The organism is Brevibacillus sp. SIMBA_040 (assembly GCF_046535075.1).
Classification (GTDB): domain Bacteria; phylum Bacillota; class Bacilli; order Brevibacillales; family Brevibacillaceae; genus Brevibacillus.
This window is the reverse complement of the sequence record NZ_JAWRXI010000022.1, coordinates 70,745-88,354: the sequence shown is the minus strand read 5'-3', so window position 1 is coordinate 88,354 and position 17,610 is coordinate 70,745. Positions and strand designations below refer to the sequence as shown.

At 49.9% G+C, this 17,610-nt stretch carries 12 protein-coding genes; 1 reads left to right on the top strand and 11 read right to left on the bottom strand.

All coding sequences use genetic code 11. From position 1 onward, the window contains the following. Window positions 1-6: 6 nt before the first annotated feature. The 9 genes from SB752_RS27360 to SB752_RS27320 form a co-directional block, all read right to left on the bottom strand. Complete coding sequence (locus tag SB752_RS27360; RefSeq protein WP_410718624.1) at window positions 7-1,026, bottom strand: N-acetylglucosamine kinase; 1,020 nt, start codon at window positions 1,024-1,026, stop codon at window positions 7-9. Further along, complete coding sequence (gene argH / locus SB752_RS27355) at window positions 1,026-2,534, bottom strand: argininosuccinate lyase (protein ID WP_410718623.1); 1,509 nt, start codon at window positions 2,532-2,534, stop codon at window positions 1,026-1,028. Before argH ends, SB752_RS27360 begins: the two co-directional genes overlap by 1 nt. A 151-nt stretch (window positions 2,535-2,685) precedes the next feature. Next, window positions 2,686-5,217: an NEW3 domain-containing protein gene (locus SB752_RS27350; RefSeq protein ID WP_410718622.1), complete on the bottom strand. Its 2,532-nt coding sequence runs from the start codon at window positions 5,215-5,217 to the stop codon at window positions 2,686-2,688. A 178-nt stretch (window positions 5,218-5,395) separates the two neighbouring features. Continuing rightward, window positions 5,396-7,924 (bottom strand): NEW3 domain-containing protein, encoded by a 2,529-nt coding sequence (locus SB752_RS27345; RefSeq protein ID WP_410718621.1) that lies wholly within the window; start codon window positions 7,922-7,924, stop codon window positions 5,396-5,398. A gap of 100 nt (window positions 7,925-8,024) precedes the next feature. Then, on the bottom strand, window positions 8,025-9,752 hold the full coding sequence (locus tag SB752_RS27340; RefSeq protein WP_103106670.1) for an ABC transporter permease: 1,728 nt from the start codon (window positions 9,750-9,752) through the stop codon (window positions 8,025-8,027). 14 nt (window positions 9,753-9,766) lie between these two features. After that, window positions 9,767-10,843 (bottom strand): ABC transporter ATP-binding protein, encoded by a 1,077-nt coding sequence (locus tag SB752_RS27335; protein WP_410718620.1) that lies wholly within the window; start codon window positions 10,841-10,843, stop codon window positions 9,767-9,769. A gap of 104 nt (window positions 10,844-10,947) precedes the next feature. Further along, window positions 10,948-12,051, bottom strand: a complete 1,104-nt coding sequence (locus SB752_RS27330) for an extracellular solute-binding protein (RefSeq protein ID WP_410718644.1) — start codon at window positions 12,049-12,051, stop codon at window positions 10,948-10,950. Window positions 12,052-12,104: 53 nt separating this feature from the next. Then, window positions 12,105-13,286: an ROK family protein gene (locus SB752_RS27325; RefSeq protein WP_410718619.1), complete on the bottom strand. Its 1,182-nt coding sequence runs from the start codon at window positions 13,284-13,286 to the stop codon at window positions 12,105-12,107. Between the two features lie 291 nt (window positions 13,287-13,577). Beyond that, a complete protein-coding gene (locus SB752_RS27320; protein ID WP_410718618.1) occupies window positions 13,578-14,429 on the bottom strand; it encodes an aldo/keto reductase in 852 nt (283 codons plus the stop codon). A 206-nt stretch (window positions 14,430-14,635) separates the two neighbouring features. Between SB752_RS27320 and SB752_RS27315 the strand changes: the two genes are divergently transcribed. Continuing rightward, the gene (locus tag SB752_RS27315; protein ID WP_410718617.1) at window positions 14,636-15,529 is read left to right on the top strand and encodes an AraC family transcriptional regulator; all 894 of its coding nucleotides are present in this window, start codon (window positions 14,636-14,638) and stop codon (window positions 15,527-15,529) included. Between the two features lie 64 nt (window positions 15,530-15,593). Here SB752_RS27315 and SB752_RS27310 read toward each other — a convergent pair whose 3' ends face one another. Further along, window positions 15,594-16,475: a LysR family transcriptional regulator gene (locus tag SB752_RS27310; protein WP_410718616.1), complete on the bottom strand. Its 882-nt coding sequence runs from the start codon at window positions 16,473-16,475 to the stop codon at window positions 15,594-15,596. Between the two features lie 157 nt (window positions 16,476-16,632). Then, complete coding sequence (locus SB752_RS27305) at window positions 16,633-17,604, bottom strand: threonine ammonia-lyase (RefSeq protein ID WP_410718615.1); 972 nt, start codon at window positions 17,602-17,604, stop codon at window positions 16,633-16,635. Window positions 17,605-17,610 lie beyond the last annotated feature (6 nt).

Here is a 17,610-nt window from a genome sequence, read left to right as displayed (position 1 = left end):
AGCACCTCATTTACCGTTCGCCTGGTTCTCCTGACTGTCAAGATAAGCCAAGCCTTTCGCAATCACTCCATATATGGGAGCATTCTGCGCATTTTCAATAACGACCTGCGAGGCATAGCGTTTGACCCGCTCTACGACAATCTCCCGCACACGCTCGTCGTTTTGCAAAACGCCTCCCTGCAAGATCATCTGGAACGATTTATTTTTCATTTCCAGCTGGTCAATGACAGCACGAACCGCTAAAAACAGCTCTTCGCCCGCTGCTTGCAGAATCGCTTGCGCCACCTGATCGTTGGCGTTTGCTGCCTGACTTACGAGTGGCGACAGCTCGGCTACCTTGTCTACCGAGTAATGCGAGCTATAGGTCCAGTTAAACAATTCATCTACACGCGTAAGTCCGACATAGGGGAGAAGCAGTTCTTTGAGGATCGTTTTCTCTCCTCTGCCGTCCGCATGCTTTAAAACGGCCATAATTGCTTGCTTCCCGATCCAGTAGCCGCTGCCTTCGTCTCCAACCCGATGCCCCCAGCCACCTGCACGCGCTGTTTGTTGACTCTCATTTACCCCAAACGCGATCGAGCCTGTTCCTGCTATCACCAAAATACCAGGCTTACCGCCAGTTGCGCCAAGCAGCGCAGCAAAGCCGTCGTTTTCTACGATCAAATGGCGGACGCGGATGTTTAGCAACGTAAGTACTTTCTCCACCATGCCACAAATCACCTGCCGGTCATGCTCGGTATCCAGTCCAGCAAGACCAAACACCGCACACTCCACTTCCCACTCCACCTGTTCGTCAATCTGAGATTGTGACTGAGCGATTAACCCGTTACGTGCTTTTGCATCTTCCAGTGCCTGTGCGATCGCAGCAATCAGCTCACGTGATGCCGCTTCCTCTCCAATTCCCTGATAATTACATGAGCCGGAACGACCTATTCCGACTTCTTGGTTGGATCGGTCCACCAGCACCGCCAGGCACTTGGTGCCTCCTCCGTCCACTGCCAGAAGAGGAATCCGCACCACTGCCATTACCCCACACTCCATTCGGCTGTCATTTGGTCGAGCTTTTGCGCTGCAGCCGTGCATGACTGCTTCGCCTGCGCAAGCCATGCCGCCTCTTCCTGCCATACTTTTTGGCGTTCGCCGATCATCCGTTTGATCTCATCTGGACTCGGACCGCCAGGCAGCTTGCGAATCGCAACGAAATGAACCGGGTCCAAAGCGAGCGCCAGCTCTTCTGCTGTGAGTACCAGTCCTCTGCCGATGACGGCTTGCGCTGCGCGATTTACTAGTTCGAGACTGATTTGATTTGCTGCCAGCCCGGCGCTCATGGCTTCCTTTACAACACTGCTTACGATGTGATGCGCCTTGCGAAACGAGATGCGATCTGTGCGCACCAAAGTATCAGCCAGCTCTGTTACCGTAGCATAGCTTTCTTTTGCCCGTTCCAGAAGAACATCCTTGTTTACCTCCATTGTTCCTACCACGCACGCCATGAGTCGATACATTTGCTCCAGCACGGACATGCCGCGCCACGCATAAGGCTGCATATCGTCCTCGGTATCCACAATATCTCCGAACGGCGTATTGTGCATCATAGTCAGAACGGTCGTCGCATTCCCTGCACAACTGGACAATAAGGAACGCATATGTTCAAAGGAAACCGGATTTCGTTTTTGCGGCATGATCGAGCTGATCTGAACATAGGGGCTTGCTACTTTTAGTCCGGCAAATTCCTGTGTGCACCACAGCAGCATATCTTGTACGGTACGACCCAGGTTGATCGCTGCCAATTGTACCGCAGTCGCAACTTCCCCTAAGTAATCAGCCCCACATACAGCATCATAGGAATTTTCTACCAATTCGTCAAATCCGAGCAATTCCTTCATTCGCTCGCGACTGATTGCAAAGCCCGATGTCGTCAGTGCAGCTGCCCCCATCGGACTTCGGTTGCACGTGCGGTACGCTTGGATAAGCCTTTTGATATCACGGCTGAGCAAATCAGTAGCAGCCAACATGTAATGAGCCATCGTCGTTGGCTGTGCCTGCTGCGTATGCGTATAGCCAATCATCACCGTCTCCGCATGTTCATGTGCAAAGAGGAGCAAATGCTCTTTCAGATAGAGGGCAGATGCCAGGGTCACAAGCAGTTTTTCACGCAGCACCATGCGGTAAATCGTAATCCCCATGTCATTGCGGCTTCTTGCCAGATGCAGATTGCCCGCTACATCCGGTGCCAGCTCCAGCAGACGGCTCTCTACCTGAAAGAACAAATCTTCAAACTGCCCGGTATACGAAGAGCGACGCAGTTCATCCAGCTCAATACCACTGAGTGCACGAGCAATCATTCTCGCTTCATCATCGGTAATCAATTCCTGTTCTCGCAGCATGATCAGATGCGCCTTGTTGATGGCCATCATCGGTTCCAAGAGATGGTTTTTGGCCTCGTTAAAAGCAGGCTCCAACACAGCCTCCACATACGTCCTCCCAGGGAAACTAGCCCCCTCCTGCTGAAAAATCCGTTCTCTGTAATCCATCTTTTCGCATCTCCTTCCCTGCCGATTCGTTGGCTACGTTTTCTGCGACGAAATCTCTTTCGCAGATGGGGTGAAGCGACCCCAAAAAGAGAATCGCTTCACCACTCCGCGAAAAGATCGTGATCCTACTACGGACCGCGAAATGCTGCTTTTACTGATGCAGGCTGACCATGTTTACAAACATCCGAATCGCACCAGGCACCAGAGCAGGAATTTCTCGGTACCAGACAAGCGAGCTGTAGGTATAGGTTCCTTTGCCGTATTTGGCAGAGAGGAACGTTCCTGTAAACTCATTCTCTCCCGGGTCACCATTTGAGATCAGCTCGGTATATTCCTTGCCCCACTCAGCCGGGTTGTAAGCCGAGCGGTCTTGAATCCAGTTGTCCCAATCCCCATCTGTAATCTTGTTTGGCGTGTTGAACAGCGGATGATCTGGTGCCAGCATCGTGACTTTGGAGTTTTCATCCGTCACGCGCCACTGAATCAACGGCGCACCGATTTTGATTGGATAAGGAGCGAGCTCCGGCTTCCATTTGTCTTCGGGCTTATGATACTGCACTACGAGATTGCCGCCGTTTTCCACGTACTTCAGCAAACGCTCATTGCTCGGAATCAGCTCGGGACGGAAGCCGTATGCGCGAATACCCAAAACGATAGTGTTGTACTGGCTAAGATCGCCTGACTCAATATCTTTCGCAGTCAAATTCGTCACATTGACGCCGACCTGCGACAAGTATTGATCGATATTGTCAAAGCCACTGGATACGTAGCCGACCTTGAGACCGGCGGGTACCTTGAGATCAAACGCCTGGATCGCAACTGTCGAAGGCTGCACGAAGTAAGTCGTACCCAGATGCGGATAACGAATGACCTGTACGCCATGACGGCTTTCTTTTCCGCCACCTGTTGCGACAGCCGTGATCGTGTATTGATCAGGCTTAACAGAAGCAGCAGCTTTTACCGTAAAGGCAACTGACTTCGTTTCTCCTTTTGCGTCAAAAGCGAGTGGCGCCGCTTTAGGTTCTACTATCCAGCCTTTTGGTACATCGAGAGAAATGTTCGTTTGTGCTGCACCAGGATTGTAGTTTTTCACCGTTACTTTGACGGGAATTGGCTCCTCCGGTTTTTGCGTATTCAATACGGTAGCGCTTGGGCTTGGTACCAGCGAAAAAGATGGAAGGACTGCAATTGCATCAGCTGGCACAACATGGCTATTAGCTGCTTGGCCGGATAGGCTGTATGAAACGTCAGCCGTAATCGCTGGCGCTGCATACGGTTGGAACAAGTTCGCATTCGCTGGAACGGATACGTCAAACGTCGTTTTTACCGTCTGATTGTAGCCCAACTGCGAAAAGCTCGTAGTGGACAAAGCTTTTGCCGTCCAGCCCGCTGGAACGTTTAATTTCAAATCAACCTTGCTGATTTTGCTTTGCCCTCCGTTGTAAGCAGTCACGGTTACTTTTGTCTTCTGACCAGCCACCAGCTCGGTAGTCTCCGGCTTCACCTTTGCCACCAGAGAAAGTGCCTCGGCACTTGCCTTGTTCAGCTGTGCCTGCTTGACATCCAGTCGGTGCAGCAGGTCTGTTTTTGTGTCGGCAGGCAGGTTAGCTGCCTTTACAGTCGCTGTTGTTTTTTGCACGTCAGCGAGCATTTCATGTACTTCCTTGGCTACCGTCGCAAACTGCGGATACGCTGCAATTACTTCGGATGAATCCTTTTGCAGCTTTTTCAGATCGGCAGCTATTTTTTCTCCGCCAGGCTGGTTTGCGACCTCCTTGGCTAAATCGTCAAAGGTATAAGCGATTCCATCGAAAAAGTCCGTTTCTTTCTTTTTGCTCTCCACTACAGCCTGCTCCAGCTTGTAGTAGTTGAAGGTCGGTCCTTCATCGTAGTGGCGTCCCATTCCTTGGCTCTTATGCATAAAACGGGATTCCTCACCCAGCTGTAAATACGAAGCGCCGTAAATTTCGTCGTAGTCGCCGACAGGAACACTCACAGAGTAGTCGGATTCCTTTGCTGGCAAATACAGCTTTTTCACTTGCCATGGTGCGAGCCCTTCTTTTAGCTGCTCGGGAAAAACGTTCGGATCGGCTGCATCCTTGAAAGCTCGCACGGTAATCACATTAATCGCACGATGATGGCCGTGAGTCGAAGGTTCGTTCAGAAATGCGGGTATTACTACATCAGGTCTGATTGTACGGATTTTACGAATCAGCTTTTCGTACGCAACTTGCTCTCCCCATTTTTCCAGTGTTTCATCAGGACTCTTGGAAAAGCCGAAATCAAAAATCGGGTCATCGATTTTTTCACTCAGATTCTCCAAATGGATGTTGGTGATTTTGGAAGCCTCCTGTAATTCGCGTGTGCGGATAATCCCCAGTGCATTACCCAGCTCACTTCCAATTTCGTTTTGGCCACCTTCCCCCCTGTTTGCGATGACGCTGGACGTATCCACTCCCCTACCCAATGACAGATACGCGAGCATGGCACTGTGCTCGTCATCTGGATGGGCCCCGGTATTCATGGCGCTGGCAATTGTGGCGAGCGGTTTGATCGCTTTCCACAAATCGACAACCCCCCGGTCGGCATGGGCAGTCTGTGGTGCTACGGGCATAATCAAGCTACCTGCTAGCACCGCCGCTGTCGTAATCGTGTACAACTTGGCAAGCTTCCCCTTTTTCAATGAACTCTCCTCCATTCCCCTTTTCCGAGTCTGTTCAAAAAGCTGTGTTTCCGTACCTTTTGAGCATCCTCTTCAGATTGATGTCTATATCAATCATGGCTACTCTAGTAGCTTTTCCTGATGTGCCATGGATCGACCCTAAGAAAAACATAACGGAGTGGTGAAATGGGTGAATCGCTTACTGCTTTTGACTGATCATGTTTACAAACAGGCGGAATGCACCTGGCACAAGCTGCGGAATTTCTCTAAACCAAGCGAGTGAGCTGTATGTATACATCCCTTTGCCGTAATGCGCAGAGAGGAAAATCCCTCGAAACTCTGGCTCACCCGGATCACTTGTCGCAATCAACTCGGTATATTCACTGCCCCAGCGCGAAGGGTTGTAGATGGAGCGCTCCTGTACCCAACCATCCCAATCTGCTGACGTAATCAGATTTGGCTTGTGAAACATCAGGTGCTCCGGGGCAAGCATGCGTACATCTGACTGTTCATTCGTGACTCGCCAATCAATCAGCGATTCTCCGATAAAAATGGGATACGGTGCGAGCTGCGGCTTCCACTTATCCTCCGGCTTATGGTACTGCACGACGAGATTTCCGCCGTTTTCCACGTACTGCAGGAGGCGCTGATTGCTATCGATCAATTCTCTGCGGAAGCCGTATGCGCGAATACCGAGAATAATCGTGTCATAGCGGGACAAATCACCTGATTGAATCTCGTTGGCATCGAGGTTGATGCAGTTTACCCCTACCTGGCGCAAATATTTATCAATCCTGTCAAAGCCGCTGGATACGTAGCCAATCCGCTGATTCTCCGGAATGACCAGATCAAACGCCTGAACGATTAGTTCTGTTGGAAGGATCAAATAACTGCGACCTACGTGGGGATACTCAATGACCTGGACGTTGCGCCCATTCTCCGTCCCGCCATCTGTTCCTGTGACCTCCGCAATAATCTCGTACTTCCCGTTTTTTACCTTAGGAGTCGTTTTCACTGTAAATGAAATCGTCTTGGTCTCACCGCGGAAAGAAAACGGAACATCGACAATGTTTGGCTCGGCTGTCCATCCCTCCGGCAGCTGCAGGGATACTTTTGCAGTCGTAGTACCCGTGCGGTACTGCTTCAATGTCACTTTGACAGGGATTGTCTCATTGGTGTGCAGTGTATTGAAAACGACATTATCCGGTGTCAGTGCCAGCGAATAGGGTGGCAAAACGGCTACACAGGCTTCCGGTTCAACCCGAATCACACTCGCGGTATCAAAAGCAAAATACTGGGCCTCGACTTCGAGTGCAGGCGGCTTGTAGGGATGAAACAGGCTGGCATCAGAGGGAATCGACACCTCGTACACCGTGCAAACCGTCTGATTATATGGCAAACGCGGGAAAGCAGTTGGCGTCAGTGGTTTTGCTGTCCAGCCTTGTGGCACACGCAATCGCAGCTGGACATGCTCAATTTCTTTCGCTCCACCGTTGTAGGCTGTAACCGTGACTGTCGTCGTCTGTCCTGCCACCCATTCGCCTGTCTCCGGCTTGATCTTGACCACGAGCGAAAGAGCCTCGGCACTTGCCCGGTTTAGCTGCGCTTCCTTGATTCCTAGACGGTACATCAGATCTATTTTGACTGCCTTGTCGATGGAAGCAGTATGTACCTCCTGCTGAGCGGCATAGAGCAACGCTTTCATCCGGTGTACACGACTGGCTACCTCCGCAAAGCGCGGGTACGCTGCCAGGACATCCATCGCCGCATCGTTCAATCGTTGCAGGGCTTCTGCCAGCTCCGGCGCTCCTTTTTCCGCTACGTCCTCTGCCAAATCTGCAAAAGTAAACGGCAATCCGGAGAAGAAGTCTCGTTCCTTTTCTTGGGCAGGAACAACTGCTGCGTCTAGTCTGTAGTAGTTGTAAGTCGGTCCTTCATCGTAATGAACCCCCATGCCCTGCGTCTTATGCATGAAGCGCGAGCGCTCACCCAGCTGTACATAGGAGGAGCCGTAGTTTTGATCGTATTCTCCCACGGGAACCGCTACGTGGTAGTCGTCGTTATCGATCACTGGTACGTACAGCTTTTTGATTTGCCAGGGCAGCAGCCCACTCTCCTGATGCTGTGGAAATACGTCAGGATCCGCTGAGCCCTGAAAAGCTCGTTGGGTCAATAGTGTAATGGCTCGGTGATGTCCGTGCGTGGTCGGTTCATTTTCAAAGCACGCAATCACGACATCCGGGCGCAGCTCCCTGATTTTTCGCACCAGACGTTCGTAGACGACCTCTTCGCCCCACTTGCGAAAAGTTTCCTCTGCGCATTTGGAAAAGCCAAAATCATGGATCGGGTCAATGAGCTCTTCGCTTAAAATACCGAGTGTCACATTGCTTATCCGCGATGCTTCCTCCAGCTCTCTTGTACGGATAATACCCAGAGCAACACCTTGTTCGCAGCCAATCTCATTTTGTCCACCTTCGCCTCTGGTGGCGATGATACTCGAGGTGTACACGCCTCGTCCCATTGCGAGATAAGCGAGCATCGCACTGTGTTCATCATCCGGATGAGCACCCGTATTCATCGCGCTGGCTATCGTAGCAAGCGGCTTGATCGCTGTCCACAGATCGAGCAAGCCATGTTCCCCATGCCCTGCACGTGCAAATACAGGGATGGGAGGGCCAGGCAGCCTGGCACCCGAAATGTGCTTGTCGATTGACTCACTGCTTTCCATGTTAAAGCTCCTCCTTTATCACCTTGGCGGGTGATGAAACCGCGGCGTGGGGTGGCGAGTACCCGTTACTAAACTGCAGTACCGGCTTTTTGGGCTGTCACTAAACTGCTGTGCCAGCCTTATCCCCCGACAGCTTTCTGGAGATGAACAACACGATGATGATGACCACGATTTGCAAGACGCCGTAGGCACACGCGGTACCGAATTCAAAATTGTACATACGTTGGAAAACGGCTACGGACAAAGGTGTCGTCCGTGGCGTAAAGATCAGGATCGAAGCAACGAATTCTCCGATACACTGTACGAATGCCAATAGTGTCCCGGCGAGAATCCCGCCTAGAGCCATCGGAAACACAACACGTCTGAAGCTGTACCACCAGGAGGCTCCCAGATTGCGCGCTGCCTCTTCTACAGAAGGGTCCATCTGCATCAAGGTTGCCGAAGTTGAGCGGAACACCAATGGCAGATGGCGGACGAAGTAAGCAAGCGGAATGATCCAAAAGGTCCCGATCAACACCTGTCCAAAGCTAAACACGTTAGGCTGACTGAAGGCTGCAATCAGGTTTACGGCAACAACCGTACCAGGCAATGCCCACGGCAGCATGATCAGCACATCCAAAAGTGTTTTACCGCGGAACTTGAGACGAACCATCGAATAGGCAGCAGCTACACCGAATAGAACAATTCCGATGGACGCGATTGCAGAGAGCTGCAAGCTATTGGCGATCGGACGCCAAGTCTTGCTATCTGTAAACAAATCGATGTAATGACTCATCGTATATTGAGGAGGCAATATCTGTACCGTCCACGTACCATCCACCGAGAAGGAGATCAATACCAGGACGAGAATTGGCAGCATCAGGATAATCGTGCCGATAAACGACAGCACAATCGTTACGTAGCGCCCAGCTTTACTCTTGATCTCGGTGCGATGAACACTGACCCCTTTACTGAGGTTCTGATAATTGCGTGCGCCCTGATACCAGCGCATGATCAGCAAAAAGGCAATCGAAACGATAGACAAAATCGTCGATTGTGTAGCCGCCATGTCCAAGTCCCCATTGGTACGGGACAGGTAAATTTGCATGGTCATCGTACGGTCGATTCCAAAAATAAGCGGTGCGGTGTAAGAAGCCATCGAGATCATAAACACAAGAAGCGATGACGCTACAATCGCAGGTGTCAGCATTGGCAGGATGACGCGGCGCCAAACCGTAAATCGGTTAGCTCCAAGACTTGCTGCCGCCTCTTCCAGCGAAGGATCAAGTCCTTTGATGGCAGCCGTCGCCGTCATGAAAAAGTACGGGTACATCGTAAACGCATGGACCACAACTACTCCCCAAAAACCTTTCAGGGAGAAAGGCACTTGTGCCAGATCAAACAGTTCCTTGAACATTCGCGGGAAGATACCGCTCTCACCATATAAGAAGGTAAACGAAAGGACCCCAATCAGTGGCGGCAGTGCCATCGGAACAAGCGCCAGGACGGACAAGATTTTGCGTCCAGGGAATTCATAGCGCTCCAGCAAAAAGGCCATCGCCACACCGACAATTCCACAACTGATGACACTCAAGATGGAAATGTAGATGCTGGTCCAAAGCGCTTCCAGGTTGGCGGTATGCTCCAGACTGAAAAAGCGCGTGTAGTTTTTCCACGTAATTTGCTCATCGACATTGATACTTGCGATAAAGGTTTCAAACAACGGATAGATGACATACGCCAGTAAGATCAAAAAGAGCGGCGAAACCAGAACATAGACGAAGGCGGGTGAAGAAGTGATAGACTTCCGTCTGGCTAAAGCCGGCACTTGCTGCAAATCTGCTTTCAAAAGCTTCTTCCCCCTTATCCTGCGAAATAGATGCTCTCTTTCGGGATATGTAGCCCGATTGAGTCTCCCCGCTGTTTCACTGGCCGTCCCAGATTAATAGACATGCTGCGCAGCTGTTCTTGTCCGACCTTGGTCGTGTAATTGACGCATGCGCCTGTAAATTCGGACATCTCCACAGATCCGGATACAACATTGGCTCCCTCTGTCACTGTGCTCTCCTGAACGGATTCAGGTCGGATCGACATCGTAATCGTCTCCCCTTCCGCAAGACGAGCGCGTGGCGAAGCGTTTTGTTTCAGCCCGCTGAGCACATGACCGGAAGCGAGGCGTACTTTAACCTCTTCTCCTTCGATGCCGACAACAGTTCCTTCCCACAAATTCGTCTCGCCAATAAAGGAAGCGACAAAACGATTCACAGGGTAATGGTAAATCTCGTGCGGTGTGCCTATTTGCTGTACTTCTCCACTTTGCATAACCATGATCCGATCTGACATGGACATGGCTTCAGCCTGATCATGTGTCACGTAAATGGTTGTAATCCCGAGCTCCAGCTGCAGCCGCTTGATTTCAAAGCGGGTTTCCTCGCGCAGCTTGGCATCCAGATTGGACAACGGTTCATCCAGAAGCAGGATTTGCGGTTCAATGACGAGTGCCCGTGCCAGCGCAACCCTTTGCTGCTGTCCGCCAGAGAGCTGGTCAATACGCCTGTCTCCGTAGCCCTCCAATCGTACGAGCTTCATGATGCGCTCGACGCGTTCCTTTGTATCCGTCTTGTTGATTTTGCGCACCTGCAATCCAAATGCGATATTTTCAAAAACAGTCATATGCGGAAAAAGAGCATAGTTCTGGAAAACCATCCCCGTATTGCGCTTGTGAGGCGGCAGAGCCGTAACCTCCTGGCTGCCAAAACGGATTTGTCCGTCTGATGGAAAGTAAAAGCCCGCGATCATTCGCAAGGTGGTTGTTTTGCCGCAACCGCTTGGCCCCAAAAATGTGAAGAATTCACCTGATTCAATATGGATGTGAACGTCCTCGACTCCTTTTGCATTGCCAAACCGTTTGTATACATGATCAAGTGTTACGCTGCTCATCAGGTCTTCTTTCCTCCTTTGTGGCAAGTCGTGGCCACATGCCCTAGCATTGCATTGCACAAGTGACTAGACGGAAAGGAATCATCCTTCCCGTCTAGGCATCATTACTTCTTGCCTTTACCCTTAATGTTTTCATCCCAATGCTGCATCCACTCTTTTTCCTTTGCAGCCATAACGTCCCAATCGAGATCCATCGGCTTCAGCTCCAGATTTTTCATGAAGTCTGGCAAATCGTCTTTGCTGATATCGGTACGAGCAGGGAACTGGAAGCGCTCCTTAGCCAGCTGAGAAGCAATTTCCGGGCTCATCAGGAACTCCATGAAGTTTTTCGCCGCATCCATGTTTTTCGCGCCTTTGACGAGAGCGATACCGTCTACGAGAATAGGTGCTCCACTCTTTGGATAAATGAAATCATAAGGATGGTTATTCTTTTTGCCTTGCAACAGGACGTCTTGCAGGTTCCACAGGGAAATTACGCCTTCTTGACGATCTAGCTTGAGGTAGAGGTTGGTTGGGTCTTGGGTGTATTCCTTCGTGTTAGCATCCAGCTTCAACAGCCAGTCGTAGCCTTTTTCAGGTGTATCTGCACCCTGGCGGAAAATCATCGCGGAATAAATGGTGCGCATTGTGCCTGACGGCAGAACGTTACGAATCACGATTTTGTCCTTGAATTTCGGATCGAGCAATTCATCCCAATCTTGTGGCGCTTCTTCCGGCTTGAGCACATCCTTGTTGTACATGATGACCTCTGGCAAGAGCATTTCACCGTACCAACGATCTTGCGGGTCTTTATACAAATCAGGAACCTTGTCAGAGAAGGTAGGCTTGTAAGCTTCCAGTAGTCCTTCATTAGCAGCTGTGCTCAATGCGGACTGTGTGCCGCCCCACCAGAAGTCAGCCTGCGGGTTGGCTTTCTCTGCACGAACACGCTCCAAAATTTGTTGGGCGCCCATCTCCAGTGTTTCCACCTCGATGTTCGGATACTTCTCCTTGAACTTCGGCAGGACGACTTCAAAAATGTTCTTGTCGCGTCCTGTATAGATAACCAGCTTTTGCGGTTCTCCAGACGGAGCTGGTGTTGCCGGTTGTGCTGCTGGCTGTGAGCCAGATCCCCCACTGTTGTTATTGTCAGCAGGTGCTGATTGTTGTCCTCCACCTGAGCACGCAGCCACAGTCAAGGCCAAGGAACTGACGAATATACCTTGCATCCATTTTTTTATGCTGTTGGACTTTTTCAAAACTGACTCCCCCTCTTCTCATCTCACTCTTTGTCAAGCAGTCTGCTGAACGGAAACGCTTCCAAGACGCAATGCACTGCGCCAATCAAGCCTGCCCGCTCGCCTAAGCTTGCCTTTTCGAGACATGGCACCTCTGGCACCCACTCTTTCAGCCAATCGTGAATTCGTTTCACCCCTTCTTCGTCGACGTGGACCATCTCCCCGCTCAGGATTAACAGCTCCGGGTTCAATACACTTACGATGTTTGCCATGCCATACGCCCAATGTCGGTACACATCATCGAGAAGACGTTGTGCATCAGCGTTATTTTGCCGGGCGAGGCGGATGAGCTCTTCTATGACACTCGACCCTTCCTGAAGGTCGGAGAGAAATCCCTTTGCTTTCTGCAAAATTCCCGAGGTAGAATAATTCGTCTCAAAAACTCCAGACGCGTCATTCGGACGATTATGTACGGGACCGATCATCATAAAGCCGATCTCACCTGCTGCTTCTCGGCTTCCTCGATAAAATTGTCCGTCCAAAATGATTCCCGCGCCGATTCCTGTACCTACGTACATGTAGACGACATTGGAATGACCGACTCCTGCCCCACGAGCGTATTCGCCCAGTGTCATCATATTCACATCGTTATCGATGATGACAGGCAGTCCTAGCCGTTCCTCGATGGTTTGCTGGATCGGAGAACCCATCCAGCCCGTACTGGGTGAAAAGCTGACAGTACCGCTCCCACGTTGAGCAACACCCTGCAAGCCGACGCCAACACCGAGCAGTCGTTCTCGCTCGATACCGCTCTCTTCCAAAAGTTGCTCCAAGCCTGCCGCCAAGTCCTCAATGACGGTTTCACCATTGGATGGCAGAGCCAGTCGCTTTCGGTAGCGTGCCAAAAACTCGCCTTTCAAATCGGCAATCGCCATGTCCAGTGTGGTACCCTCAAAAATCACCCCTGCAATCGCATACGCCTGGTAATTGTATTCCAAGAGAATCGGCTTTCGCCCGCCTTTGGAATCTCCCATCCCTACCTCGTGCAGAAGACCTTCTTGAATCATCTCTTCTACCAGAGCAGAAACACACGGACGGCTGAGCATGGTCTCCTTGGATATATCGGCGCGGGAAATCTGACCGTGCTGTATGACCTGCTGTAAAACCTCTCCCTTGTTCAGCTTCTTCACCAGTTTGCTGTTGCCTGTTTTTCTGGGAACACGCACGCCTCACCAATCACCACCATAGAGTTAGTTAACTTTACTAACAAAGATTAACCAAATTATACCTGCCCAGTTCCGAATAGTCAAACAATTTTAGGTAGTCTCGTTACACGAATCCTTATAGGCGATATCAGCTCTCCAGCTGCATCTAGACTGTGTGCAGAGAGTAAGAAAGCATGAGACTCGCAATCGACTAACGAGCAGAATCGTTTAATAACATACATAGATTCTACAAACGAAATAGGAGCAGATTGCCTATGTGCATCTGCTCCTGGGTCTTCGAAATAGCGATATTTATATATCGAGTTTACGAGTACCGATCCACTTCACCATTTCAGGATCGTTATGCGAAAAGAACAGGCTCTGTTTCGTATCTAACGTAGTAATCGACTCCATATCCTCTTGGCTTAATTCAAAATCAAAGATATCGAAGTTCCCGATAATCCTTTCTTTACGAACAGACTTTGGAATCACAACGACTTCTCTTTGTGTCAACCAACGTAAAACCACCTGAGCAACGGATTTATTATACTTTTCTGCTATGGATACCAATACCTCATTCTGGAACAAGTTATTTTTTCCTTCAGCAAAAGGCGCCCAGGATTGGATCTGAACATTGCTTTCTTTCATGAATTTTGCACTTTCGATTTGCTGGTTGAAAGGGTGCGTTTCAACCTGGTTTACGGCAGGTGCTACTTCATTATGAATCATCAAATCGATCAAGCGATCCATCTGGAAGTTACTAACGCCAATTGCACGGACCTTTCCTTCACGATACAATTCCTCCATGGCACGCCAAGAGCCATACACATCGCCAAATGGCTGATGAATTAAATACAAATCCAAATAATCCAATTGCAACCTTTTCAATGATTTTTCAAATGCTGTTTTAGTGCTCTCAAAGCCAGTATCCTGAACCCAAAGTTTCGTAGTGATAAATAATTCCTCTCTTGCCACGCCACTCCGTTTGATCGCTGTGCCAACTGCTTCTTCATTTAGATAAGAGGCAGCTGTATCAATTAGCCGATAGCCTGCCATAATAGCGTGATAAACGCTTTGTTCACATTCTTTTGGATCTGCAATCTGATAAACTCCAAAACCGAGTAAAGGCATCTCAACACCATTGTTCAAAATGACTTTTTGCATATTAACTCCCCCTGTCTATTCCTCCGATACCAGCGCCAACTGCAAATCCAAGCTGTATGCTTCACATCCTTATTATCTACCAGATGACAAAGCGACCGTTATCCCATTCGTGCCAAATGTTTGCCTAATCCTCTCACTGCCACTTATCTCACATACGAATACGGACTATAATCGAACTATAATGAATGACGGAACGGGAGGAACAAATGTCTGAAATAATCACTAAACAGCAGAATGAGCTCGCCAAAATTATTGAGCGTTATTCAGAAAAGGACGGAGTTCACTCAACCGCAATTCCGTCTTTATTTTTCATGCGTGACTCGAATGTAACCGGACTACGCCACGGAGTTTACAAGCCCTCTTTTTGTATGGTGGTTCAAGGGGCAAAGGAAGTATGGCTGGCACAGGAGCGCTTTACATACAGTCCTGCCGATTACCTTGTTGCATCGGTTCATTTGCCAGTTACCGCCCAAGTCACTGAAGCCACTTCCGATGTTCCCTATTTGGGTTTCAAGCTTGAATTTACACCGAGTCAAATCCTAGAGGTTTTACATGATTCTGAAATTCAAGTTAATCCGAAAGAAAATCCTAAGCGAGCTATGTTTGTCAGCCAGTTGGAAACAGCTTTGATGGATGCGGTCATGAGGTTAGCTCGTTTGTTGGATAATCCTGAAGATATTCCGGTGCTTGCTCCATTATTTACGAAGGAAATTCTTTATCGGGTGCTGCAAGGTCAGAATGGGATTATTTTGGAGCAAGTTGTAATGGAAGGAAGCTCGACCTATCAAATCAAAGATGTTATTGAACAAATCATGAAAAACTATGATCGTTCTTTTCGAATTGAAGAACTTGCTGAAATAGCGAATATGAGTATTTCTTCGTTTCATCGGCACTTTAAAGAAGTAACTGCAATGAGCCCCATTCAGTTCCAAAAACAATTGAGGCTTCAGGAAGCCCGTCGCCTCCTATTAACCGAATCAGCAGATGCTGCTGATGTGGCATTTAGGGTAGGCTATGAGAGTCCGTCACAATTCAGCCGTGAGTATTCCCGAATGTTTGGCTATCCGCCTAGACAAGATATAAAGCGCCTAAAAGCATAAACGTTCTTTTCTTGATTACAACAAAAAGCGAATTCCTCACATACAGGAATCCGCTTTTTTCTCCCTACTCTTCACGTACTGTTTGCCATACGTCCTTTACCGATTCGATAAATGTTTGGATGGCTGCCTCGCCCTTTCGCCGCTCTAAACATACGAGCGAGGTCTCCGCTTTTTTTGAGAAGCGGTAGAGCTCTGTCAGCTCTTTCGTCCGCAGCTCCCTGGCTACCAAGGCCGTGCTGAGCAGTGCTACTCCGGTTTCGTTCAGCACAGCCCGCTTGATGGTTTCTTCGCTGCTGCATTTGATTACAGACGGAGGTACATACCCGATCTCCAGCAAGCACTGTGAGATGAATCCGTCAAGATTGCAGCCTTCCTGATAGGAGAGAAAGGGAAAAGCTGCCAAAGCCTCCTGCATAGAGCGTCCCTTGATCATGTCAGGTGAAGCGACGAGTGCAAATTCCTCCAGGTCTACTATCGTCGAAAAAATCTCGGACTGTGAGCTGGCACCCGCGATAATGCCAATATCTGCTTCATGTGCATGAATTTTTTTTAGTGTTTCCTGGCTTGTACACGAAATGACCTGCAAATTGACCTGCGGATGAGTCTCTACGTACGCTTTGAGCATTTGCGGCATGTATTGCGTGCAGTAAAACTCAGGTGCGGCTACAACAAGCGGGCCTACGGGCAAATGCAAGCTGTTGAGCCCTTCCTCCATATGCTGCAACACAAGAAACAGCTGATCTGTGTACTGCTTGACTGTTTTTCCTGCTGGAGTTAAAAATGTGCGCTTGCCTACCCGATTGAGCAGCGGATGCCCAAGCTCACGCTCCAATGCCTGAATCTGCACGGTAATGGTCGGCTGACTGTATCCCAACAGCTCAGCTGACTTGGTCAAGTTCAGATGCTCGGCTACCACCTGAAATGTTTTTAAATTGCGCAATTCCATAGTGGTTCCACTCCCCCCTTCCGATGCAATCCGTTTCCTGTGCCTATAGAGAGAAGTTTAGCCGAAGAGTAGACTTTTGATCAACCGCTGCGCTTTCTGGCTGCCCTTTTTGTCCAAAGAAAAGAGGCCGTTCGCAGATGCGGCGACCTCCACCATTTTAGCGCTCCGAATATTTGCTCACAATACCAGCGAGCTTTACTGCATCCACATTGCTGCCGCTGACAATAGTCAGTACCTTTTTCCCTTGCAGCTCAGGTACCGTGCCCTGCATCAATGCTGCAACCCCTACTGCCCCTGAACCCTCGACCATGAGATGATGCTCTTTTGCTAGCCAGTGCATCGCCTGGGCAACATGCTCCTCCTCTACGAGCAAAAAGTCGTCCACAATCTCAAGCGCCAAATCCAAATTTCCCTGCGTAATTCCGCCGTGCAGACCATCCGCGAGAGAATCGCTGTACTCAACATCCGCCAGTCGCTTTTCACGGAAGGAATAGTACCATGGCGGCGAAGCGTGCGTCTGTATCCCTATCACTTTTACATCTGGCTTGATCGCCTTCGCGGCAAGCGCTACCCCGCAAATCAATCCGCCGCCACCTGCTGGCACGAGGATGACGTCAAAATCAGGCTCCTCCAGAAGCGCCTCCAGCCCGGCTGTACCTTGACCTGCAATAATCTGATCATCTTCAAATGCGTGAACAAACGTCCTGCCTGTCTCTTCAGCCAATTGGTACGCATAGCTTTCTGCTTCATCGTAGTTGTCTCCATGTACGACCAGCTCCGCGCCGTAGCGCTTGATCCCGGCTTTTTTCGTCTCTGGTGCTGTTTTCGGCACTACGATCAGGGCCGAAATGCCTCTTAGGGAAGCCGCATAGGCAACTCCCTGCGCGTGGTTACCGGCAGAAGCAGTGATGACTCCCCGCGCGAGCTCGTCTTCACGCAGAGAGGCGATCTTGTTGAGTGCGCCCCGCGCCTTGAACGATCCTGTTTTTTGATGGCACTCCAGCTTCATCCATACATCCGCTCCAGACAAGCTGGACAAGGCAGCCGACTGAATGAGCGGTGTCTGAATAACTTGCCCTCTCAAATGTTTATGTGCTTTGACAATATCGAGAAAAGATACGGTTAGCATCTGCTA